At 65.0% G+C, this 21,046-nt stretch carries 17 protein-coding genes; 9 read left to right on the forward strand and 8 right to left on the reverse strand.

The window, feature by feature from the left end; translation table 11 throughout:
- Complete coding sequence (locus JC616_RS13545) at positions 1-423, reverse strand: DNA polymerase III subunit chi (protein WP_048412222.1); 423 nt, start codon at positions 421-423, stop codon at positions 1-3.
- Positions 410-1,975 (reverse strand): leucyl aminopeptidase, encoded by a 1,566-nt coding sequence (locus tag JC616_RS13550; protein ID WP_107798756.1) that lies wholly within the window; start codon positions 1,973-1,975, stop codon positions 410-412. The genes JC616_RS13545 and JC616_RS13550 overlap by 14 nt, the downstream gene beginning before the upstream one ends.
- 201 nt (positions 1,976-2,176) lie before the next feature.
- On the opposite strand from JC616_RS13550, the gene lptF reads away from it, so the two are divergent.
- From lptF to JC616_RS13575, 5 genes are all read left to right on the forward strand, one after another.
- Positions 2,177-3,277, forward strand: coding sequence for an LPS export ABC transporter permease LptF (lptF, locus tag JC616_RS13555; RefSeq protein ID WP_107798755.1), 1,101 nt, complete (start codon positions 2,177-2,179; stop codon positions 3,275-3,277).
- Between the two features lie 7 nt (positions 3,278-3,284).
- On the forward strand, positions 3,285-4,361 hold the full coding sequence (gene lptG, locus JC616_RS13560; RefSeq protein ID WP_227103594.1) for an LPS export ABC transporter permease LptG: 1,077 nt from the start codon (positions 3,285-3,287) through the stop codon (positions 4,359-4,361).
- Position 4,362: 1 nt separating this feature from the next.
- Positions 4,363-6,936 (forward strand): [protein-PII] uridylyltransferase, encoded by a 2,574-nt coding sequence (locus JC616_RS13565; protein WP_227103596.1) that lies wholly within the window; start codon positions 4,363-4,365, stop codon positions 6,934-6,936.
- A 429-nt stretch (positions 6,937-7,365) separates the two neighbouring features.
- Entirely contained in the window at positions 7,366-8,994 is a 1,629-nt protein-coding gene (locus JC616_RS13570) for a S53 family peptidase (RefSeq protein WP_107798752.1), read from the forward strand.
- Between the two features lie 99 nt (positions 8,995-9,093).
- Entirely contained in the window at positions 9,094-9,738 is a 645-nt protein-coding gene (locus JC616_RS13575; RefSeq protein ID WP_227103598.1) for a HugZ family pyridoxamine 5'-phosphate oxidase, read from the forward strand.
- Positions 9,739-9,801: 63 nt separating this feature from the next.
- Here the strand turns inward: JC616_RS13575 and ribA are convergent, their stop codons facing one another.
- Entirely contained in the window at positions 9,802-10,383 is a 582-nt protein-coding gene (gene ribA, locus JC616_RS13580) for a GTP cyclohydrolase II (RefSeq protein WP_107798750.1), read from the reverse strand.
- Positions 10,384-10,479: 96 nt separating this feature from the next.
- Positions 10,480-11,205: a GAF domain-containing protein gene (locus JC616_RS13585; protein ID WP_227103600.1), complete on the reverse strand. Its 726-nt coding sequence runs from the start codon at positions 11,203-11,205 to the stop codon at positions 10,480-10,482.
- 110 nt (positions 11,206-11,315) lie between these two features.
- Here JC616_RS13585 and JC616_RS13590 point away from each other — a divergent pair, with 110 nt between their 5' ends.
- Complete coding sequence (locus tag JC616_RS13590; RefSeq protein WP_227103602.1) at positions 11,316-12,392, forward strand: hypothetical protein; 1,077 nt, start codon at positions 11,316-11,318, stop codon at positions 12,390-12,392.
- Between the two features lie 54 nt (positions 12,393-12,446).
- Here the strand turns inward: JC616_RS13590 and JC616_RS13595 are convergent, their stop codons facing one another.
- The 3 genes from JC616_RS13595 to JC616_RS13605 all read right to left on the reverse strand — a co-directional run bounded on the left by JC616_RS13595 (position 12,447) and on the right by JC616_RS13605 (position 16,811).
- Entirely contained in the window at positions 12,447-15,113 is a 2,667-nt protein-coding gene (locus tag JC616_RS13595) for a collagenase (protein WP_227103604.1), read from the reverse strand.
- Between the two features lie 223 nt (positions 15,114-15,336).
- The gene (gene hslO / locus JC616_RS13600; protein ID WP_107798746.1) at positions 15,337-16,218 is read right to left on the reverse strand and encodes an Hsp33 family molecular chaperone HslO; all 882 of its coding nucleotides are present in this window, start codon (positions 16,216-16,218) and stop codon (positions 15,337-15,339) included.
- Positions 16,215-16,811 carry an Ntn hydrolase family protein gene (locus JC616_RS13605; RefSeq protein ID WP_107798745.1) on the reverse strand — a complete coding sequence of 199 codons (597 nt, stop codon included), beginning with the start codon at positions 16,809-16,811 and terminating at the stop codon, positions 16,215-16,217. The genes hslO and JC616_RS13605 overlap by 4 nt, the downstream gene beginning before the upstream one ends.
- Before the next feature lie 222 nt (positions 16,812-17,033).
- Here JC616_RS13605 and JC616_RS13610 point away from each other — a divergent pair, with 222 nt between their 5' ends.
- On the forward strand, positions 17,034-17,471 hold the full coding sequence (locus JC616_RS13610) for a hypothetical protein (protein ID WP_146176588.1): 438 nt from the start codon (positions 17,034-17,036) through the stop codon (positions 17,469-17,471).
- On the opposite strand, the gene JC616_RS13615 is transcribed toward JC616_RS13610, so the two are convergent.
- Positions 17,440-17,856: an OsmC family protein gene (locus JC616_RS13615; protein WP_107798743.1), complete on the reverse strand. Its 417-nt coding sequence runs from the start codon at positions 17,854-17,856 to the stop codon at positions 17,440-17,442. The genes JC616_RS13610 and JC616_RS13615 overlap by 32 nt on opposite strands.
- Positions 17,857-17,977: 121 nt before the next feature.
- Between JC616_RS13615 and tsaD the strand changes: the two genes are divergently transcribed.
- Positions 17,978-19,003: a tRNA (adenosine(37)-N6)-threonylcarbamoyltransferase complex transferase subunit TsaD gene (gene tsaD / locus JC616_RS13620; protein ID WP_227103606.1), complete on the forward strand. Its 1,026-nt coding sequence runs from the start codon at positions 17,978-17,980 to the stop codon at positions 19,001-19,003.
- Positions 19,004-19,058: 55 nt separating this feature from the next.
- Complete coding sequence (locus JC616_RS13625; protein WP_227103608.1) at positions 19,059-20,963, forward strand: ATP-binding cassette domain-containing protein; 1,905 nt, start codon at positions 19,059-19,061, stop codon at positions 20,961-20,963.
- Positions 20,964-21,046: the final 83 nt, after the last annotated feature.

The following is a 21,046-nucleotide window of genomic DNA, read 5'->3' on the forward strand; positions in this document are numbered from 1 at the left end:
TCACTTATTGCTCATGTCGTGATGTTCGATTGCATAACCGCGCTCGCGATACGCCTTGAACCGCAGGCGCGCCGTCTCCAGCGACGCTTCGTCGCGTCCGACTATTTCCAGAATACGATCAAAGCGCTCCATCCGCTCCGGCAAATTCGAACCCAGGTTCAACAATACCGGGTGCTCCAGCGCGTCCGGCAGGCGAGCGGTCAGCCAGATCGGCGTGTCCGCCGCCTCGTCGGCGCCCAGCCTGCAGTGCGGCACGAAGCGGGTATCGCCGAAGCTCCACAGCTGCCGGCTGAAGGTGTCGAGCTGCTGCTCGCTGTCGAACCAGATCAGCAGCCGCTCCCCCTTGCGCATCACCGTGGCCGCCAGCAGGCAGGCGAAGCCCTGCGGGTCGGCCACTTTGGTGTAAAAATCAATCCTGCTCATCGTCCACCGTTTCAGGGGTTTCGCGGCGCGGACGGCCGCGGCGCACCACATTGCCCAGCGCGATGTCGGCGCGGTCTTGCAGGAACTGCACCAGCAAAGGCACCGGACGCGCGGTGGCGCCCTTGTCCTTGCCGCCCTTCCAGGCGGTGCCGGCGATGTCCAGATGCGCCCAGTCGTATGCTTTGGCGTAGCGCGACAGGAAGCAGGCGGCGGTGATGCTGCCGCCCGGACGGCCGCCGATGTTCGCCATGTCGGCGAACGGGCTCTTCAGCATGTCCTGATACTCGTCCCACAACGGCATATGCCAGGCGCGATCGGCCACTTCCTCGCCGGCGGCCAGCAGTTCGCGCGCCAGACTGTCCTGATTGCTGTACAGCGCGGTGGCGATATGGCCCAGCGCGATCACGCAGGCGCCGGTCAGCGTAGCCACGTCGATCACGGTTGCCGGGTCGAAGCGCTCGGCGTAGGTCAGCGCGTCGCACAGGATCAGCCGGCCCTCGGCGTCGGTGTTCAGAATCTCGATGGTCTGGCCGGACATCGAGGTGACGATGTCGCCCGGCTTCAGCGCGTTGCCGTTGGGCATGTTCTCGCAAGTGGGTACGATGGCGACCAGGTTCAGCGGCAGGTTCATTTCCACCGCGGCGCGGAAAGCGCCCAGCACGGTGGCCGCGCCGCACATATCGTACTTCATCTCGTCCATGCCCTCGCCCGGTTTCAGCGAGATGCCGCCGGAGTCGAAGGTAATGCCCTTGCCCACCATCACGATGGGCTTGTCGCCTTTGTCCTTGGCGCCGTGATGGCGCAGCACGATCAGACGAGCCTCTTCCACGCTACCCTTGGCCACGGACAGGAAGGAGCCCATGCCCAGTTCCGCGATGTCCTTGGGGCCCAGGATTTCGGCGTCGGCGCCGAAGGCCGCGGCCATCTGGCGCGCTTCTTCGCCCAGATAGCTGGGGGTGCAGACATTGCCCGGCAGATTGCCCAGGTCCTTGGCCAGCTTCATGCCGCTGCCGATGGCCAGGCCGCGTTGCAGGCCTTTTTCGCCGTCGGCGAGATCGCTGCGGCGCGGCACCGCCAGCGTCAGTTTGCGCGGCTCGCGCACCGATTCGTCCACCTTGCTCTTGAAGCGGTCGAAACGGTACAAGGCGTCCAGCGTCACCACCGCCGCCTGTTCTATCATCCACTCGACGTCGTGTTTCTTGACTGTCAGTTCGCTCAGGTAGCTGACCGCCTCCACCGCCGAAGTCTGGGTCAAGGCCTTGACCGAGGCGCGCACCGCCTCGCGGTATTCCTTGGCGCGGAACTCCCGCTCCTTGCCCAGGCCCACCAGCATCACCCGGTCGCACAGGGTGTGCGGCACCGAATGCAGCACCAGCGTGCTGCCCAGTTTGCCCTCCATATCGCCGTGGCGCAGCACGTCGCTGATGAAGCCGTTGGAGATGCGATCCAGCAGGTCCGCGGCGAAGGTCAGCTTGCGGGATTCGTACACGCCGACGATAACGCAAGCTACCCGTTGCTTTTCCGGACTGCCGCTTTTTATGTTAAATTCCATTGAGAACTCCCGTGTAGAGCGAGTGTCTGTAGCTCCACCTCTTAACCGGCCGTCGATGCGCGGGTAGAATCCTGACGGCCCGGCCTTCCGGTGAAGACGGATTTTGTTGTTGATTCCGAAATCGTCCGTTTTTGACGTTTCTGGATGGTCCCCGGAATTATCACAATGCTTTTCATGAAAAGTCAAAAAGGCACTGAATAAATGGTTTTTCAAAAAAGCCTGACTCGCGAGCTGACTTTGAGCGCTTTAGGCGTTTTCATCGTGCTCCTGGCGATTATCGTTTCCACTCAGGCAGTCAATCTGCTGGGCCGCGCGGCCGAAGGACAGATGGCCAACGAGGCCGTTGCCGCGGTGCTTGGCTTCACTACGCTGGGCTTTTTCCCGGTATTGATGATTTTGACGGTTTTCGCCACCATTTTAGTGGTGTTGACCCGTATTTGGCGCGATCACGAGATGGTGGTCTGGCTCAGTTCCGGCCTGTCTCTGAGCAATTGGGTGTGGCCGGTGATGCGCTTCACCCTGCCGCTGGCGGTGCTGATCGCCGGCGTCACCCTGTTCATCGGTCCCTGGGCCGATCAGCGCAGCCAGGACTATGCAGAACAGATCAAACGCCGCGAGGAGGTTTCCGCGATCTCTCCCGGCGTGTTCAAGGAATCGGCCTCGTCCAACAAGGTGTATTTCATCGAGAACTACTCCGGCGAGCACGGCGCGGCCACCAATATTTTCATGCAGGAAATCACCGACGGCAAAGTGGCGACGATTTTCGCCAAATCCGGTTTTATTACCACTAAGCCGGACGGCGAGCGCGTGGTGGTGCTGGAACACGGCCAACGCTACGTCGGCGAACCCGGCAGCGCCAACTACGAGGTGGCGGAATTCCAGCGCTACACCGCCGGCATCGGCGAAAGCCAGCAGATGCCGGGCCCGTCCGGCAATCGCCAGGCCATTCCCACCGCCCAGCTGCTGAGCCAGGACTCCGCCGACTACCGCGCCGAGCTGGCCTGGCGGCTGTCCATGCCGATCAGCTGCGTGATCCTGGCCCTGCTGGCGATTCCGATGTCCTATTTCAACCCGCGCAGCGGCCAGACCTACAATCTCTTGCTGTCGCTGCTGGTTTTCTTCGTTTATCAGAACGGACTGACCGTGGCCCGCAACTGGGTGGCCCAGGGCAAGGCCGGCGTCTGGCTGGTGCTTCTGGTGCATCTGGCCATGCTGGCGCTGGCGCTGGCGCTATTGAGCTACCGCAACCGCCCGGCCCGTCCCATCGGCCAGGCCTTGTCCCTGCTGTTCCGGAAATCCTGATCCCGTCATGAAACTGATTCATCGCTACATCGTCGCCACCCTGAGCCAGGCGACCTTGTTCACCCTGCTGGCCCTGCTGGGCCTGTACGGCTTCTTCGACCTGCTGGCCGAGGTGCCCAATCTGGGCAAGGGCACTTACACCCTGGGCAAGATGCTGGGCTATGTCGCGCTGCTGATGCCCGGCCACGCCTATGAACTGATGCCGCTGGCGGTCTTGATCGGCGGCATGGTGGCGATGACCCAGCTGGCCACCAACAGCGAATACACGGTGATACGCACCAGCGGCGTGACCCTGCCGCAGATCGCCGCCACGCTGTTGAAATTCGGCCTCGGCTTCGCCCTGCTCACCGTGCTGCTGGGCGAGGTGGTGGCGCCGCGCACCGGCCAGCAGGCGCAGAGCCTGAAGCTGTCCGCCACCCACTCCATGGTGGCGCAGGAGTTCCGTTCCGGCATCTGGGTCAAGGACAATCAGAACTTCATCAACGTCCATGAAATGCTGCCGGACACCTCGCTGCTGGGCGTGCGCATCTACACCTACGACGATAATTTCCGCCTGGTGCGCACCCGTTACGCCGAACGCGGCTCCTTCTCCAAAGACGAGCAGCAATGGCGGCTGATCAATGTGCGCGAAACCACGCTGACCGCGGACCAGGCCGTCAGCCGTCATTACCCCGAGCTGTCCTGGAAATCCATCGTCGAGCCGGAAATCCTGTCCGTGCTGCTGGTGGTGCCGGAACAGATGTCGGCCAGCGCGCTGCTGACCTATCTGGAGCATTTGCGCAGCAATAAACAGCAAACCCAGCGCTACGAGATCGCCTTGTGGAGCAAGCTGTTCTATCCGCTGGCCTGCATCTCAATGGCGCTGGTGGCCCTGGCCTTCACTCCGCAGCAGCGCCGCCACGGCCAACTGGGCATCCGTCTGTTCGGCGGCATCTGCCTGGGCATCGCCTTTCACTTCGTGAATCGCCTGTTCGGCCATCTGGGCCTGTTGTACGACTGGAACCCCATCCTGTCCGCCACCCTGCCCACCTTGCTGTTCCTGGTGGCCGGCGTCGCCATCATCGCCAGACAGGAAAGGCGCTGACATGAGTTCGCCGGCCGCGGAATCCCTCGCCCGCATGCGCCAGGAACTGGCCGGCAAACGTCAGGCGCTGGCCGAGCAATACCGGCAGCAGCGCAATCCCCAGGAATATCTGAAACGGCACAGCCAGACCGTGGACGCCGCGCTGCAGGCGCTGTGGGCGCAGTCCGGCCTGGACGGCGCCGCCAGCCTGATCGCGGTGGGCGGCTACGGCCGCGGCCAGCTCTTCCCCTATTCCGACATCGACCTGCTGGTGCTGCTGGACCAGCCGCCGTCGCCGGAGCTGGGCGAACGCGTAGGCGCCTTCATCAGCCTGCTGTGGGACGTGGGCCTGGAAATCGGCCACAGCGTGCGCACCGTCGAGGAATGCCTGACCGAGGCCCGCGGCGACATCACCATTGAGACCAATCTGCTGGAAAACCGGCTGATCGCCGGCGACGCCGCGCCCTGGCGGCGCATGAGCGCGCTGCTGGACCGCCAACGCGACCCGCTGGCCTTTTTCGAGGGCAAGACCCAGGAGCAACAGCAGCGCCACACCCGCCACTTCGGCGTCGGCAACAATCTGGAACCCAATATCAAGGAAAGCCCGGGCGGGCTGCGCGATCTGCACACCATTCTGTGGATCAGCAAGGCCATAGGCCTGGGCGACAACTGGGACGCGCTGGTGCGCCGCGGCATCCTGACCCTGGCCGAAGCGCGCCTGATCAAGCACAGCGAACGCCAATTGCTGGGCCTGCGCATCGAACTGCACTTGCTGGCGCGCCGGCGCGAGGACAGGCTGATCTTCGATCTGCAACAACAGCTGGGCCAGGCGCTGGGCCTGCAGGACACGCCGGCCAAACGCGCCAGCGAACAGGCGATGCAGCTGTATTACCGCGCCGCCAAGACCGTCAACCAGCTCAACGGCATCCTGCTGCCCAATCTGCGCGGCCGGATTTATTCGCAAGTGCCGCGCGTCACTCAGAACCTGAACGAACGCTTCTACTCGGTCAACGGCATGCTGGGCATCCGCCAGCCGGACGTGTTCGAAAAATACCCGTCCGCCATCCTGGAAGCTTTTCTGATGCTGCAGCGCAACCCGGAACTGAGCGGCTTCGCGCCGCGCATGTTGCGCGCGCTGTGGCACGCCCGCAGCCACATCAACGAGCGCTTCCGCAACAACCCGCGCAACCGCGAGCTGTTCCTGCAACTGTTCCGCGAGCCCAACGGGCTGACGCGCTGCCTGCGGCGGATGAATCTATACGGGGTGCTGGGCCGCTACCTGCCCAATTTCGGCCACATCGTCGGCCAGATGCAGCACGATCTGTTCCACGTCTACACTGTGGACGAACACATTCTGATGGTGGTGCGCAATCTGCGCCGCTTCGCCAGCAGCGCCTTCACCCACGAATACCCGCTGATGTCCCGGCTGATCAACGACTTCGAACGCCCGGAAACCCTGTATCTGGCCGGCTTGTTCCACGACATCGCCAAGGGCCGCGGCGGCGATCATTCGGCGCTGGGCACGGTGGACGCGGCGGACTTTTGCCGCCAGCACGGCTTGCCGGCCGAGGACGGCGAGCTGGTGGCCTGGCTGGTGGGCCAACATCTGACCATGTCCAGCGTGGCGCAGAAGCAGGATATCTACGACCCGGAAACCGTGCGCCGCTTCGCCGAGCTGGTCGGCACGCCGCGCCGGCTGACCGCGCTCTACCTGCTCACCGTGGCCGATATCCGCGGCACCAGCCCCAAAGTCTGGAACGCGTGGAAAGCCAAGCTGCTGGAAGACCTTTACCACGCGGCGATGCGCCAACTGGTGCGCGGCGGCCAGTTGGACGTCGCCTCGGAGCTGGAGGAACGCAAACACCAGGCCCAGGCGCTGCTGCGCTTGCACGCGGTGCCCGGCGGCGTGGAGGCCGCGCTGTGGCAGGAGCTGGACACTGTTTACTTCCTGCGCCACGAGGCCAAGGAGATCGCCTGGCACGCGCGCCTGCTCAACCGCTTCGTCCACGCCGAGCAGCCCCTGGTCCGCGCCCGGCTGTCCGACGACCACGAGGGCATACAGGTGCTGATCTACACCCGGGACCGGCCGGAACTGTTCGCCCGCGCCTGCGCCTTCTTCGGCCGCACCCACTACAGCATCGCCGACGCCAAGGTCTACACCACCCGCCACGGCTACGCGCTGGACACCTTCCACGTCTTCGTGCCCGAGCATCATGACGGCGATTACCGCGACATGATCAATTTCATCGAGTTCGAACTGGCCGAATGCCTGCGCCAGGAGGGCGAACTGAGCTTGCCCGCCTCCGGCCGCATCAGCCGCCACCTCAAACACTTCCCGATCACGCCGCAAATCCTGATCCGCCCGGACGACAAGGCCAGCTTCTACGTGCTGTCCATCGTCGCCGGCGACCGCCCCGGCCTGCTGGCCCGCATCGCCAAAGTGCTGTCCGACTACCGGATGAATGTGCAATCCGCCAAGATCATGACCTTGGGCAGCCGCGCCGAGGACTCCTTCCTGATCTCCGGCCCCGGTCTTAGCGACGACAAAACCGTGCTGGCGCTGGAAAACGCCTTGCTGGCCGCGCTGCGGCTGTAAGCGCCCGTTTAACGCCAGGCGGGCAGGCGCCAGACAAAGCGTTTGCGGCCATGGCGGCGACTCTTCGAAATACTCATGCCGCTCATGAGCAAAGCGCTTCCCCGCTTACCCCTATCTTGCGCGCCAGGTCTTGAATAGACCCAGAACGCAAGCCGCAAACCATCAGGCATACTCATTAAACCAATTAGAAAAATGCATTGCCATTGTCATTTTTTTGCGTTTTGCATACAGATTCGACGCTGATCAACAATTTACTTGTCATCGATTGAGATTTGGGATTACACATTCAGCGTTCCCCATCGGGAGCAGCCCTTCCGCACCAAGGGCAACCAACCTGGACCAAAGGCGCGCCGTCGAGCGACTACAAGCCCGGTCCAAGGGCCCTGCCCAAGCGCAGGCCCGCGCGGTACTTCTTCAGAGGAGAAGTGAATGTTTGCCAAGCAATACACGGCCGCACTGGTGTCCGCCGCTTTCTTCAGCATCGCGGCGCAAGCAGCAAACCTCAACTGGCAATCCACCAACACCCTGGCTCACCCGGTACAGACGCTGACCCCGCAGGCGCAAGACAGCGGCGAAGTCGCCGCCGGCCAGAGCGTCCACGTCGCGGTGGCGCTGAAAGTGCGCAACAAGGCGCAGCTGGACGCGCTGACCCAGGACATCCTTCAAGGCCGCAGCAAGCGCTACCTGAGCAAGGCCGAGTTTCTGAGCCAGTTCTCCCCCACCGAGGCCCAGGCGCAAACCGTGGTCAAACACTTGCAGGCCAGCGGCTTCCGCAACATCAAAGTGGCGCCCAACCGGCTGCTGATCACCGCCGACGGCAGCGCCGCCACGGTCAAGGCCGGCTTCCAGACCTCGCTGCACCGCTACGACATCAATGGCCGCCAAGCCTTCGCCAATGTCGCCAACGCCCAGGTGCCCGGCGCGCTGGCCGACATCGTGCTGGCGGTGCACGGCCTGCAGAACGTGCATCAATTCCACACCGCGCTGCGCCATCCGACGCCGCAGGCCTTCAAGACGACCAGCGTCAGCGGCCACGCTCCCACCGACTTCCCGTCCATCTACAACGCGAACAGCCTGCCGCCGGCCAGCAACACCACCGTCGGCATCATCGCCGAAGGCGACCTGAGCCAGACGCTGAGCGATCTGCAGGACTTCGCCAGCGGCGCAGGCTACGGCGCGGTGGCCACCTCGGTGATCAATAGCGGCACGCCCAGCAGCGACACCTCCGGCACCGAGGAATGGAACCTGGACAGCCAGGACATCCTCGCCGCCGCCGGCGGCGCGGTGCAGCAGATGAACTTCTACGTGGCGCCGTCAATGACCAACGCCGACATCACCGCCGCCTTCAACGCCGCGGTCAGCGACGGCACGGCCAAGGTGGTCAACGTTTCGCTGGGCGAATGCGAGACCAGCGCCCAGAGCGACGGCATGACCGCCAGCGCCGACCAGATCTTCCAGGCGGCGGTGGCCCAGGGCCAGACCTTCTCGGTGTCCACCGGCGACTCCGGCTCCTACGAGTGCGGCGGCCGCACCGCGCGCCAGAGCTATCCGGCGGTGTCGCCCTACGTGATCGCGGTGGGCGGCACCACCCTGTCCACCAGCGGCAAGACCGCGTATCTGTCGGAAAGCACCTGGAACGGCGGCGGCGGCGGCCCCAGCTACACCGAAAACGCTCCGGCCTGGCAAAGCAGCGCCGGCGTGCTGACCATTTCCAAGACCAAGCGCGGCGTGCCCGACGTCTCCTTCGACGCCGACCCCAATAGCGGCGCGCTGGTCCTGGTCAACGGCGGCACTTCGCAGATCGGCGGCACCAGTCTGGCGGCGCCCTTGTTCACCGGCTTCTGGGCGCGGATAGAGTCGGCCAACGGCAACAACATCCACTCGCCGGCGCCGTCGATCTACAAATACTTCAAGGCCAACCCCGCGCTGTACCACGACGTCACCAGCGGCAGCAACGGCGCTTACAGCGCCGCCAAGGGCTGGGACTACACCACCGGCTGGGGCAGCCTGAACATCGCCAATCTGAACGCCTTCATCGCGCGGACCCCCGGTTTTTAAAGCAGCGCTCTCTCGCCTTGAGCCCCGGTCCTCCGGGGCTTTTTTGCGCCCGGCAGCGGCGCCGGCTAAGATGGGCCCACCTCGCGCCGGAAACCAAACATGAAAATCCCGCCCTCAGCCGCCGTCCATCTGCTGCACCGCTGTGTCCACGCCAGCCTGGCCACCCACAGCACTCAACTGGCCGGCTATCCCTACGCCACGCCGATACCCTGCGTGCCCGATCTGCGCCACCGCCCCACGCTCTGCCTCAGCGCGCTGGCCGAGCACAGCAAGAATCTGCAAGCCGATCCGCGCTGCAGCGTGGCCTTGCTGGACCCGGCGGCGGCGTCCAGCCAGAGCGGCGCGCGCCTGACTCTGCTGGGCGATATGGAAGCCTTCCAACCCACGCCGCTGGAACTGGCGCGCCATCTGCGCTACCAGCCGGAGGCCGAAGACTGGCTGCAGCTGGACTTCGCCTTCTACCGACTGCAGCCGCAACGGCTGCGCTATATCGAAGGCTTCGGCCGCATGGGCTGGCTGGAGGCCGAGCAGTGGCTGGACGGCCCGACGCTGGAGCCGGAACAAGAGGCGGAGCTGCTGACGCAGAGCGCCGCCTTGCCCGCCGGTGTCCGCTTGCTGGGGGCCGACTGCCACGGCATCGATTACGAGATCGCCGCCGCGCGCCGCCGGCTGGCCTTTCCCGCCGCGTTGGCGGCGGACGAGCTGGCCGCCCGCTGGACAGCGCTCTGCGCGGCGCTGGCATGAAAAACGGGAGCCTGTCGGCTCCCGTTCGCGCACTCCCCGGCGGCGCCGTTCCGGCGCGGCCGCTCACTTGAACAACATATGGCCCAGCTTGCTGGCCTTGGTGTCCAGATAACGGTCGTTGTGCGGATTGCGCCCCACTTCCAGCGGCACCCGTTCCACCACATCGATGCCGGCATTGCGCAGGGTTTCGATCTTGCGCGGATTATTGGTCATCACCCGCACCCGCGACACGCCCAGCTGGTCCAGCATGTGGCGGGCGATGCGGAAATCGCGCATGTCGGCGGGGAAGCCCAGCCGCTCGTTGGCTTCCACGGTGTCGGCGCCGCCGTCCTGCAGCTGGTAGGCGCGAATCTTGTTGATCAGGCCGATGCCGCGGCCTTCCTGACGCAGATACAGCAAGGCGCCGCGGCCTTCGGCGGCGATGGCGGACAAGGCCGCCTCCAGTTGGAAGCCGCAGTCGCAGCGCAGCGAAAACAGCGCGTCGCCGGTCAGGCACTCCGAATGCAGGCGCGACAGCACCGGCTCGCCGTCGTCTATCGTGCCCAGGGTCAGCGCGACGTGCTCGCGCCCCCCCACTTCCTCAAAACCATGCATGGTGAACTCACCCCAGGGGGTGGGCAGCTTGCAACTCGCGATGTACTCCATCCTCGGCTCATCAGCGCTGAGCTCGACAGCAGGCAATGACATTGTTTCTCCGCTAAACCTGATGAACGCGCCTGAATCCGCGCGCGATAATCTTTATTAACTGTGGTCGGCTTCCGGATTTTCAAGCGCCAGCGGCAAGGCGGCGAAAGGCTCGGCCAGCACAATGGCCAGCGCGGCCAGCCACACCAGCCGCTCCGGCGTGAAGAAACCGGCGCTGGACGCCTCGGCGTCCAGAATGCCCAGCACATTGTCGTCCTGACCCAGCACCGGCAGGCAAACCTCGCTCATCACCTTGGGATCGCACTCGTAATAGCCGCCGCCCTCCGCGCGCCAGGCTTTGACGTCCTCGATCAGCACCGCCCAGCCGGTCAGGCCCACCCGGCTGTTGTTGCTGTACTCGGCGAAGGCCTCGGTCAAAGGAAACTCCGCGCGGCTGGGCACTCCCTGATAAGCCAGCTTGACCAGCTTGGCCTGCTGACCCTTGCCTATCTTGCGATACACGCCCAGCCAGTCCGCGCCCACCTTGAGGTTCACCGACTCCACCAGCGCCAGCAGATTGCGCAGCGCCGCCGTCGCCTCCGGACTTTCGCCGCCGAACAGCGGCGCCAGGTCGTAAGGCTCGTCGGCCAGTTCCTCGAACAAGGAGCAACTGCCGTCCTCGCTCAATTTGGGCACCCGGTAGCGGTACAAATCCTGCCGCGCCGCCGGCTTGTCCGCGTTCAACACCGCGGACAGGGTCAGCACCGCGATCTGCAGCTCGGTGCGATCCAGATCCAGGCTCTGCTCGCGCAGATAGTCGGCCAGTTGGCTTACGGGTATCATGACTGTGCTCCTGAAGGCGGCCGCGCCGCCCGATGCGAATGAATATCGAAACCCAGCAGGATACCAAAAACCGCCCCGCGCTGGCCAACCCCAGCCCAGAATAAAACACCATGCCCGCCATCCATATCCCTTACCCGCCTCTCGTGATCAAGGCCGGCGCGCACGCCCGCAAGCTGCTGGCACGCCAGGGTCTGCCCGCCGCCAGCGTGGCCACCCTGCCCGGCGCCGCCGGCGGCCCCAAGGCGATAGGCATCACCGGCCTGGACCAGGCGGTGTTCGAATGGCTGAACCGCAGCCCGCGCCAGCGCGAGCTGGTCGGCGCCTCCATCGGCGGCTGGCGCTTCGCCTGCGCGATGCAGGCCGAACCGCGTCAGGCGCTGGCCCGGCTGGCGGAGCGCTACACCGCTGAAACCTACGCGGCCAAGATCGGCGTAGCCGACATCACCCGCCAGACCCGCCTGATGCTGGACGAGGTGCTGCCGCCCGAGGCGCGCGGCGCGCTGATCGATCACCCTCACTATCAGCTTAGCCTGTTGCTGGTGCGTTCCCACGGCCTGCTCGCCAGCGAGGCGCGCGCGGCGCTGCTGGGCGGCCTGGCGCTGAGCGCCGCGCTCAACGCCGTGTCCCGCGGCCTGCTGCGCCACGCCTTCAGCCGGGTGATCTGCCACGACCCGCGCAGCGACTTGCGCTTCAAGCCCGCGGACGACATCCCTACGCTGTGCCAACCGCTGGGAGCGGACAATCTGGACGCCGCGCTGATGGGCACCATCGCCATTCCCGGCGTGCTCAACGGTGTACAGTTGCCGGGCGCGCCGGCGGCCACTTATCGCGACGGCGGCCTGACCGACTACCACTTGGACTTTCCCTTCGCCCAGGGCGACGACATCGTGCTCTACCCTCATTTCACCGAGCGCATCGTGCCCGGCTGGTTCGACAAATTCCTACCCTGGCGCCGGTCCAGTCCGGCCCACCACGCCAACACCGTGCTGATCTCGCCGTCGCGCGACTACCTGGCGCGCCTGCCCGGCGGCAAACTGCCGGACCGCAACGACTTCCACCGCTACCTGGGCCGGGACGCTCAGCGCCAGCAGGTCTGGCGCCAGGCCACCGCCGAGAGCCAAAGGCTGGGCGACGCCTTCATGGCGTGGCTGGAGCGGCCGGATCCGGGCCAGGTTCAAGCGCTCTAAAACAAAAAGAGCCGGGAATCTCCCGGCTCTTTTCATTCATGCCTCAGACACGCCTCAACCGGCGCGGGCCCAGCACGCCTCGTCCGATATATTCACCGGCGTCGCCAGCAACTGCACCACCACGTCCCGCGTTTGCGCGCCCTTGCGCACGCGCACGGTGATCTGGTCGGCCACGCCCGGCTGGTCCTGATCGCGGCGGTAGTTGAAGGCGCCGTGGTCGGCCATGACGGCGCGGCCCAGCTTGGGACCGCTCACCAGGCTATAGCCGTCCGGCTCGCCCACGCCTTGCAGCTGGCCGCGCAGGCAGCGCACAGGGCTGGAATAGCTGAGCTTGGCCAAACCCAGCTTGGCGTCGCCGCCGCCCGGCTGCGACGGCTGCGACGCGACCGGACCCAGCGGGCCTTCGCAGCGCAGCGCGGCGCGCTTGGCCTTGAAGTCGTAGTCGGTGGCCGCGCAGTTGAGCGCCATCATATTGTTGATGCCGCTGCCGCGCAGCAGGTTCTGCAAGGCGGAGTCCAGGGTCTTGTCCAGCTCCTGGCGCGCCAAGGTGGCGGTGCCGGAGCGCAAGGGCAAGACGCCGTCGCATTCGAAGCGGCGCAGAGCGCTGCGTTCGCCGTCGGCCCAGACGCGGCACGCCACCGGCAGATGACGGCGCATCGCGCCCTCGATCGCGCCGATCTCGCCGGCCTGCCACTCCGCCTGTTTCAGCCAGTCCACGCCCCGCTCGGTCGAGGTATTGCCCAGTTGACCGGCGCGCTGCGCCTCCACCTGGCGGCCCACATAATCGTGGAAGCCCTGCACCAGACCGGCGTCGCGGCCCATTTCCGCCACCAGGGCGTCGAAGCGCTTGACGTCGTCGGCGCGCAGCGAGGCCAGGATCTCGGCGATGCGGCCCGGCTGTTGCTGGTTCAGGTAGTAGAACCACAAGGCGGAATGGCTGTAGAAGTCCCAACCGTCGCTATAGCTGGAACGCATGATGCGGGACGGTTCCAGATAGCTTTGCGGCCAGCCGTTGGCCACCACGTCCACCACGTGGCCGCGCACCTTGATACCGTCGCGCGACGTGCTCCAGGCCATGAATTCGGCGAAGCCCTCGTCGTACCAGGCCATGCGGCGGTCGTCGCGGTAGAAGTCCGAGCTGCCCCACATGCCCGGCTGGATAAAGCGGCCGGACAGATAGTGCACGTACTCGTGGCGCACCAGTTCTTCCAGGCTCAGATAGCTCTCGCGCGGCACTTCGCGCTGGAAGGTGTAGAAGGTGCCGTCCTTTTCGATGTAAATGCCGCCGTTGTCGGTGGACAATTCATTGAGCAGGCCCTGGAAGCGCTGGTAGGCGGTCTTGCTGCCGTAGATCACCATGCGCAATTTGGCGTTGGTGTCGCCGTTCACCGGCTGGCTGATGCCGCTGACCCGGCCCAATTGCGCCTGCACCTGCTTCATCGCGTAGTACAGCGGCTCCACTTCGGCCAGCGCCAGCGGGGTTTCGAACACCAGATTGCCGTTGTCGAAGCTCCAGCTATGCGGGAACAGATGCGTTTTCAGCTCCTGTTCCGCCTGGCAGATGCCGTAGCGCTCGCACGGCACCTTGCCCAGTTTCTTCAAGGCGTACACCGCTTCCGCCCACGAAGCGCCGAACTTCTCCCCGCCCAGCAGGCCGGCCACCGCGTCTTCCGCCAGTTTGGCGGTGCGCGGGTATTGCATGAAGCGGCCGGTTTCACGCACGGTGTTCAGATACATCTGTTCGTCGGCGAAGGCCGGCTGGCCGGCGCGGGTCAGCCCTGCCAGGCTGGTCGCCAGCGCGTCCAGTTGACCGGCGCCCGCCTTGTCTGCGAAGCCCTCGGTGTAATGCATATTGAACAGGGTGGTCTGCATCGGATGCAGCGCGATGCGCGCCCAGTTGTTCTTAGCCGCGGCGTTGTAGCGGCCGAAGAAGCGCTGCAGCAGCGGCAGCGCGTATTCCTGCTTGCGCACCGAATCCGCCAGAATCATGGTTTCCGCCACCGACTGACGCAGATCGGTCGCCAGATACCAGGCATCGTGGTCGCCGCTGCCGTCGCGCACCGGCTCGCTCCACAGCGCCGGGTTTTCCGCCAGCGCGCTCACCGCCTGCATCACCGGCTCGTCCACCGGACGGCCGTAATCGCCCACTTCCGCGGCGTGGCTGTACTGGGTGAAGTAGCCGGCTTTCAGGAACACCGCCAGCGGCCACAAGCCGTTGGCGCTCTTGCCGTCCCAGCTTTGCGCGCGGGCGCGGGCCTCGGCCGCCACTTCCCGCATATTCGCCGGCGACACCACCCGGTAGCTGAAGGCGTCCGCCTGGAACAGGCGATTCATGCACGTGCCCTGCACGCTGGCGACATAGCGCGCCAGCGCCGCGCCGGACAACTGGCCCAGCTTGGCCTCCTCGCAGGCGGCGTACTGCGGCCCGGCCGCGGCCTCCTTGGCGCGGCGCGCGCCGGTCTGCTGCATCGGGCCTTGCGGCTTGGCGCCGGGACCGGCGCCGTCGGCCGGCGCGCCGGGCGGCAGGCCGTGCGGATAAGACGGTTTCTCCGACAAAGCCGGAGAATGCGAGGAGTGGCCGGCCTGAGGCAGATTGGCCTGCGGCGCCGGCTGGCTGGCCGCTGTTTTTTCGGAATCGCTGACGCAACCGGCCAATAAGGCGGCCGCCATCACGGAAAGACTCAGTGCGCGCACGCCGCTGAGCGAAGCTGTTTTTATCATGACGCTATCCAAGACATTAATAATGTCGCATCAATATTCAGATGCGCATTTCAAATCATATAGAATAGCCATCGTCATGAGAATTCAGTTTAAAATAAAACACACAATTTAAACCATAATTACAACATTGGTATTTTTACCCTGTTTTTCACCGAAAAAAGGGCGTAAAAAAAGCCGCGCAAGCGGCTTCGATAAAGTTTGTTGCCCAACCAAGGGACAGGCGTCAATGCCTGGCCTCGCGCGCGGCGGCGATCACGTCGTAATCAAACAGACGGTTGGCGTCGTCCTCGTCGTAAACGTAATGCTGGTTGCAGTAGTCGCAGACGATTTCCACGCTGCCCTGTTCCAGCAACACCTCGCCCACCTCCTGGCCGCCCAACATCTTCAGCATGTCGCCGACGCGTTCGCGGCTGCAGTTGCAGGCGAAGCTCACCGTCTCCTGATCGAACACCCGCACCGTTTCCTCGTGGAACAGGCGGTGCAGGACGTCCTCGGCCGGCAGGCCCAGCAGTTCGTCCGCCCTTAGCGTGGCGCCCAGCATCTGGATGCGCTCCCAGCCTTCCGGATCGCCATGGCCTTCCGGCAGTTTCTGCAACAGCATGCCGGCGGCGGTTTCGTCGCTGGAGGCCAGGATCAGCCGGGTTTCCAGCTGCTCGGAACGCAGCATGTAGTTCTCCAGCATCTCGCCTATGCTGTCGCCCTCCAGCGCCACGATGCCCTGCCAGGTTTGCGCCTTGTCCACGCGCGGCTCCAGCGTCACCACAAAACGCCCGTGCCCACCCAGCAAGGACTGGATGGAAGCGTCGTCGGCAATGCCGTCGTCCCACTTGGCGGTGGCGCGGATGGTGCGGTCGTTATTGCACTCCACCACCGCCAGCTTCAGGGCGCCGGCGCCGTGAAGCTGCAGGATCAGCGCGCCGTCGAACTTGAGGTTGGCGGCCATCAGCTCGGCCGCCGCCATCATTTCGCCGACGATCTTCTTCATGGCCGGCGGGTAGCTGCGGCGGGCCAGCACCTGCTGCCAGGCGCCGTCCAGGCGCACCAAGGCGCCGCGCACCGGCGCGCCGTCAAACAAAAATCGTTGCAATCTGTCTTGTGTGCTCATGCTGTGTCTTTCTTTTCCTTGTCCGCCGCCAGCTCTACGGTATAGACCGTCATCGGCATCGAAGAGCTGACGTCGAATTCGCAGCCGGCGCGCACGCCGATTTCGGCGATTTCGCGCGCGCTCAGCGCCTGGTCGTACACCGCGTACATCGCGCCCATCGCGAACTTGCGGCCGGAGCCTATCGCCCAGATGCGGGAAAACTCATAGATCTCGCGCATGGGGTAAACCCCGAAAATACCGTGACGGTTGGCGATCACCACCATCATCTGGCTAGATTCGTACGGATCTTCCTCGTCCTCCTCGGGACGCAGGTAGAAACCGTCCTTCAGCTTGGGATGCAGCTTGCGGAAGGTCTCGAAAATGCCCTGGCGGCTGCTCAAGTCTTTTTTCTTCAACTCCTTCAGCGCGCCTTGCAGCACCAGGTCGTGCGCGGCCGAGCCGGAGATGGCCAGATAGCTGTCCCCGTGCTGGAAAATCTTGTTGTGGAAACAATCATAGCCGGCCAGCAGCTTCTGGTCGTCGCCAAAAGTGGTCTGGCTGTCCGCGGCGATCGCAATCTGATCGCCCTTTCTTACCGCCACGATGGTAGTCATCCCTGCGCCTTTTTCGTCGATGGCGGCCCCGGGTTCGGCGGCCGCGCAAAACCGCCTATTGTATCGGCTTACGCCCGGCAACCCAAGCTTTGCGCCCGCGGCCGACTTTGGGGGAGATGGGGACCGCCGGCGCGAATCTCAAGGCCGCGCCGCGGCCGCGACGAGATGACAAAGCGGGTTTTTATCGATACAATGATATTGATTCTCATTTACAAAAAAGCCATGCAATTCCACGCTCAAGACTTTCCCATCGTCTGGCTGGATCGCCGCCGCCCGGATGGACAGCAGCCCACCGACATCTTCGCCACGCTGGACCAGCTGCTGCTCCAGCAACGCCCCTTCGTCTTCATCGCCAAGGAACCGGCCCCCACCGAGCTGGACCTGCACGCGCGCATCATCCGCAAGATGGCGGCGCTGTGGGTCAAGGACAACCGGCTGCAAATCCGCCAGCTGATCAGGGGCACCATCGTGATCGCTCCTCTGACCGATCAACAGCGCTATCTGGACGAGTTCGCGCCGCGCTTCGAAAAATTCTGGGGCTATCCGCTGCGCCACCGCCCGGACTGCGACGCGGCGCTGAACCTGGCGGCGGAACTGCTGGCCGGCCCGCCCGCCGTCGGCCACGCGCTCAGGCGTCGCGCAGTTCGAAATCGTGGCTGATGTCGGCGGTCTTGCCCAGCATGATGGAGGCGGAACAGTATTTCTCCGCCGACAGCCTGATCGCCCGCTCCACCGCGTCCGCCTTCAGTTCGCGCCCGCTCACCACAAAGTGGAAATGAATGCGGGTGAACACCTTGGGTTCCTCCTCGGCGCGCTCGGCCTCGATCTCCACCCAGCAATCGCTGACCTGCTGCCGCGATTTCTTCAGAATGGTGATCACATCGTAGCTGGTGCAGCCGGCGGTGCCCAAGAGCAACAGCTCCATGGGCCGCGGCCCCAGATTCCTGCCGCCGCCCTCCGGCGCGCCGTCCATCACCACCGCGTGACCGCTGCCGCTTTCGCCCAGAAAACACACGCCGTCCACCCACTTCAACCTGGCTTTCATCCCCGCCTCTCCTCATAGTAGGAATTCCGAAACGGCCTAGCCTAACATCCGGATTTGGGCGAACAAAGATTCACCGGTAAAATAGAAAGATTGTCCCGCTATATCCGAGCTGCGCCCAAACATGCTGGTACTAGGTATTGAATCTTCCTGCGACGAAACCGGAGTCGCTTTGTACGACACAGACGGCGGCCTGCTGGCCCACCAACTGCACACTCAGATGGCCATGCACGCCGAATACGGCGGCGTGGTCCCCGAGCTGGCCAGCCGCGACCACATCCGCCGCGCCATCCCGCTGACCGAGGCCTGCCTGGCCGAGGCCGGCAAGACCCTGGCCGACCTCGACGCCATCGCCTACACCCAGGGCCCCGGCCTAGGTGGCGCGCTGCTGGTGGGCGCCAGCGTGGCCAACGCGCTGGCCTTCGGCCTGAACATCCCGGTGCTGGGCGTCCATCATCTAGAAGGCCATCTGCTGTCTCCGCTGCTGGCCGAGCCCAAGCCCGAGTTCCCCTTTCTGGCCCTGCTGGTTTCCGGCGGCCACACGCAGCTGATGGCGGTGCGCGGCGTCGGCGACTACCAAATCCTGGGCGAAACCCTGGACGACGCCGCCGGCGAGGCCTTCGACAAGACCGCCAAACTGCTGGGCCTGCCCTATCCCGGCGGCCCGCTGCTGTCGCGGCTGGCCGAGGAAGGCGATCCGGCCCGCTTCACCCTGCCGCGGCCGATGCTGAACTCCGGCGATCTGGACATGAGCTTTTCCGGCCTGAAAACCGCGGTGCTGACGCTGAGCAAGCAGGTGGCGGACGCCGACGGCCATATCGACGAACAGACGCGCAAAGACATCTGCCGCGCCTTCCAGGAAGCCATCGTCGAAGTGCTGACCAAGAAATCGCTGGCCGCGCTCAAACAGTGCGGCATGAAGCGGCTGGTGGTGGCCGGCGGCGTCGGCGCCAACAAGCAGCTGCGCGCCGCGCTGGACGAGGCCGCGCGCCGGCGCCGCTTCGAAGTCTTCTACCCGCCGCTGGCGCTGTGCACCGACAACGGCGCGATGATCGCCTTCGCCGGCGCGATGCGGCTGAAACACGCCCAAGCCCCCGGCAGTTACTCGATCAAGCCGCGCTGGGATCTCAGCGCGCTGCCGCCGGCCTGACCCACACCCATGCGCCGCGCCGGCCGCGAACGCCGGCGCGGCCGTTCGGACTCCTATGATTCAACTCAAAAACCTCAACCTGCGCCGCGGCCTGAAAGAATTGCTGCTAGGCGCCAACCTGACGCTCAACCCCGGCTACAAGACCGGCCTCACCGGCGCCAACGGCGCCGGCAAATCCAGCCTGTTCGCGCTCTTGATGGGCGAATTGCACGCCGACAGCGGCGACGCGTTGCTGCCGCCGCACTGGACCATCGCCCATGTGGCGCAGGAAACGCCGGCGCTGGAACGCTCGGCGCTGGACTACGTGCTGGACGGCGACCATGAGTTGCGCCAGCTGGAACAGGGGCTGCTGGACGCCGAAGAGCGGCACGACGGCAACGCCATCGGCCATCTGCACGGCGAGCTGGCGCGCATCGACGCCTACGCCGCGCCGGCGCGCGCCGGCAAGCTGCTGACCGGCCTGGGCTTCGACGTGGACGCCCAGCAACGGCCGGTGGCCAGCTTCTCCGGCGGCTGGCGCATGCGCCTCAACCTGGCCCAGGCGCTGATGTGCCGCTCCGACCTGCTGCTGCTGGACGAACCCACCAACCACCTGGACCTGGAAACCGTGCTGTGGCTGGAAGACTGGCTGCAAGGCTATCCGGGCACCCTGCTGATGATTTCCCACGACCGCGACTTCCTGGACAGCGTCTGCGACCACATCGTTGAAGTCGCCAACCAGGAACTGACGCTGTACACCGGCAACTACAGCCAGTTCGAAGTGATGCGCGCGGAAAAACTGGCGCGCCAGCAAGGCGAATACGAAAAGCAGCAGCACCAGATCGCCCACCTGGAATCCTTCGTCAACCGCTTCAAGGCCAAGGCGTCCAAGGCGCGCCAGGCGCAAAGCCGGGTCAAGGCGCTGGAAAAGCTGGAGCGCATCGCGCCGGCCCACGTGGCCTCGCCGTTCGACTTCCACTTCGACAGCCCGGACAACCTGCCCAATCCGCTGCTGAAGCTGGAACAGGCCGACGTCGGCTACGGCTCCGCCGCCATTCTTAGCGGGCTGAACCTGTCGGTGGAGGCCGGCGCGCGCATCGGCCTGCTCGGCGTCAACGGCGCTGGCAAATCCACCCTGGTCAAGCTGCTGTCCGGCGACCTTGCGCCGCTGCGGGGCGAAGTCGTCAACGCGCAGACACTGAAGATAGGCTATTTCGCCCAGCACACGCTGGAAACCCTGCGCGAAGACGAGACGCCGCTGCAGCATATGCAAAGACTGGCGCCCACCACGCGCGAACTGGAGTTGCGCAGCTTCCTGGGCGGCTTCAACTTCCGCGGCGACGCCGCCACCGATCCGGTGGGCCCGATGTCCGGCGGCGAGAAAGCGCGGCTGGCGCTGGCGATGATAGTCTGGCAAAAACCCAATCTGCTGCTGCTGGACGAACCCACTAACCACCTGGACCTGGAAATGCGCCACGCGCTGACCATGGCCTTGCAGGATTTCAGCGGCGCGCTGATCGTGGTGTCCCACGACCGCAGCCTGCTGGAAGCCACCACCGACATCTTCTGGCTGGTCAGCCACGGCAAGGTGCAGCCCTTCGACGGCGATCTGGAGGATTATCGCCAGTGGCGGCTGACCCTGCTCGCCGACGCCGGCAAGCCCTCGTCCGGAGACGCCCAGGGCCTGAATCGCAAGGAACAGAAACGCCAGGAGGCGGAAGCGCGGCAGCGGCTGTCCCTGCTGCGCAAACCGCTGCAGAACAAGTTGAACAAGCTGGAAAAGGAACTGGACCAGCTCAGCGCGGCGAAAGCCGAACTGGACGGCTTCATGGCCTCCGCCGACGCCTACGAGGACGCCAACCGGCAACGACTGGCCGACGCGGTGCGCCGCCAGGGCGAGGTGGCGACCCGCCTGGCCGAAGTGGAGGAAGCCTGGCTGGACGCCCAGACCGAACTGGAGGCCTTGGAACAGGCGGAATGAAGGCGGCGGCGGCCCGGGTTTTCCACAGCAATCGCCGGATAACTGTGTGGATAACCCCGGCCGGACGCCAAAAAAACTTTTGC

Origin of the sequence: Chromobacterium rhizoryzae, assembly GCF_020544465.1 — a bacterium.
Taxonomy (GTDB): Bacteria; Pseudomonadota; Gammaproteobacteria; order Burkholderiales; family Chromobacteriaceae; genus Chromobacterium.

Bases quoted from the DNA above. Each gene is read 5' to 3' on its own strand.
- JC616_RS13565 (WP_227103596.1), top strand. From the start codon at position 4,363: ATGAGTTCGCCGGCCGCGGAATCCCTCGCCCGCATGCGCCAGGAACTG.
- JC616_RS13610 (WP_146176588.1), top strand. From the start codon at position 17,034: ATGCAATTCCACGCTCAAGACTTTCCCATCGTCTGGCTGGATCGCCGC.
- lptG (WP_227103594.1), top strand. From the start codon at position 3,285: ATGAAACTGATTCATCGCTACATCGTCGCCACCCTGAGCCAGGCGACC.
- JC616_RS13595 (WP_227103604.1), bottom strand. From the start codon at position 15,113: ATGATAAAAACAGCTTCGCTCAGCGGCGTGCGCGCACTGAGTCTTTCC.
- ribA (WP_107798750.1), bottom strand. From the start codon at position 10,383: ATGGAGTACATCGCGAGTTGCAAGCTGCCCACCCCCTGGGGTGAGTTC.
- lptF (WP_107798755.1), top strand. From the start codon at position 2,177: ATGGTTTTTCAAAAAAGCCTGACTCGCGAGCTGACTTTGAGCGCTTTA.
- JC616_RS13615 (WP_107798743.1), bottom strand. From the start codon at position 17,856: ATGAAAGCCAGGTTGAAGTGGGTGGACGGCGTGTGTTTTCTGGGCGAA.
- JC616_RS13575 (WP_227103598.1), top strand. From the start codon at position 9,094: ATGAAAATCCCGCCCTCAGCCGCCGTCCATCTGCTGCACCGCTGTGTC.
- tsaD (WP_227103606.1), top strand. From the start codon at position 17,978: ATGCTGGTACTAGGTATTGAATCTTCCTGCGACGAAACCGGAGTCGCT.
- JC616_RS13550 (WP_107798756.1), bottom strand. From the start codon at position 1,975: ATGGAATTTAACATAAAAAGCGGCAGTCCGGAAAAGCAACGGGTAGCT.
- hslO (WP_107798746.1), bottom strand. From the start codon at position 16,218: ATGAGCACACAAGACAGATTGCAACGATTTTTGTTTGACGGCGCGCCG.
- JC616_RS13625 (WP_227103608.1), top strand. From the start codon at position 19,059: ATGATTCAACTCAAAAACCTCAACCTGCGCCGCGGCCTGAAAGAATTG.
- JC616_RS13570 (WP_107798752.1), top strand. From the start codon at position 7,366: ATGTTTGCCAAGCAATACACGGCCGCACTGGTGTCCGCCGCTTTCTTC.
- JC616_RS13545 (WP_048412222.1), bottom strand. From the start codon at position 423: ATGAGCAGGATTGATTTTTACACCAAAGTGGCCGACCCGCAGGGCTTC.
- JC616_RS13585 (WP_227103600.1), bottom strand. From the start codon at position 11,205: ATGATACCCGTAAGCCAACTGGCCGACTATCTGCGCGAGCAGAGCCTG.
- JC616_RS13590 (WP_227103602.1), top strand. From the start codon at position 11,316: ATGCCCGCCATCCATATCCCTTACCCGCCTCTCGTGATCAAGGCCGGC.
- JC616_RS13605 (WP_107798745.1), bottom strand. From the start codon at position 16,811: ATGACTACCATCGTGGCGGTAAGAAAGGGCGATCAGATTGCGATCGCC.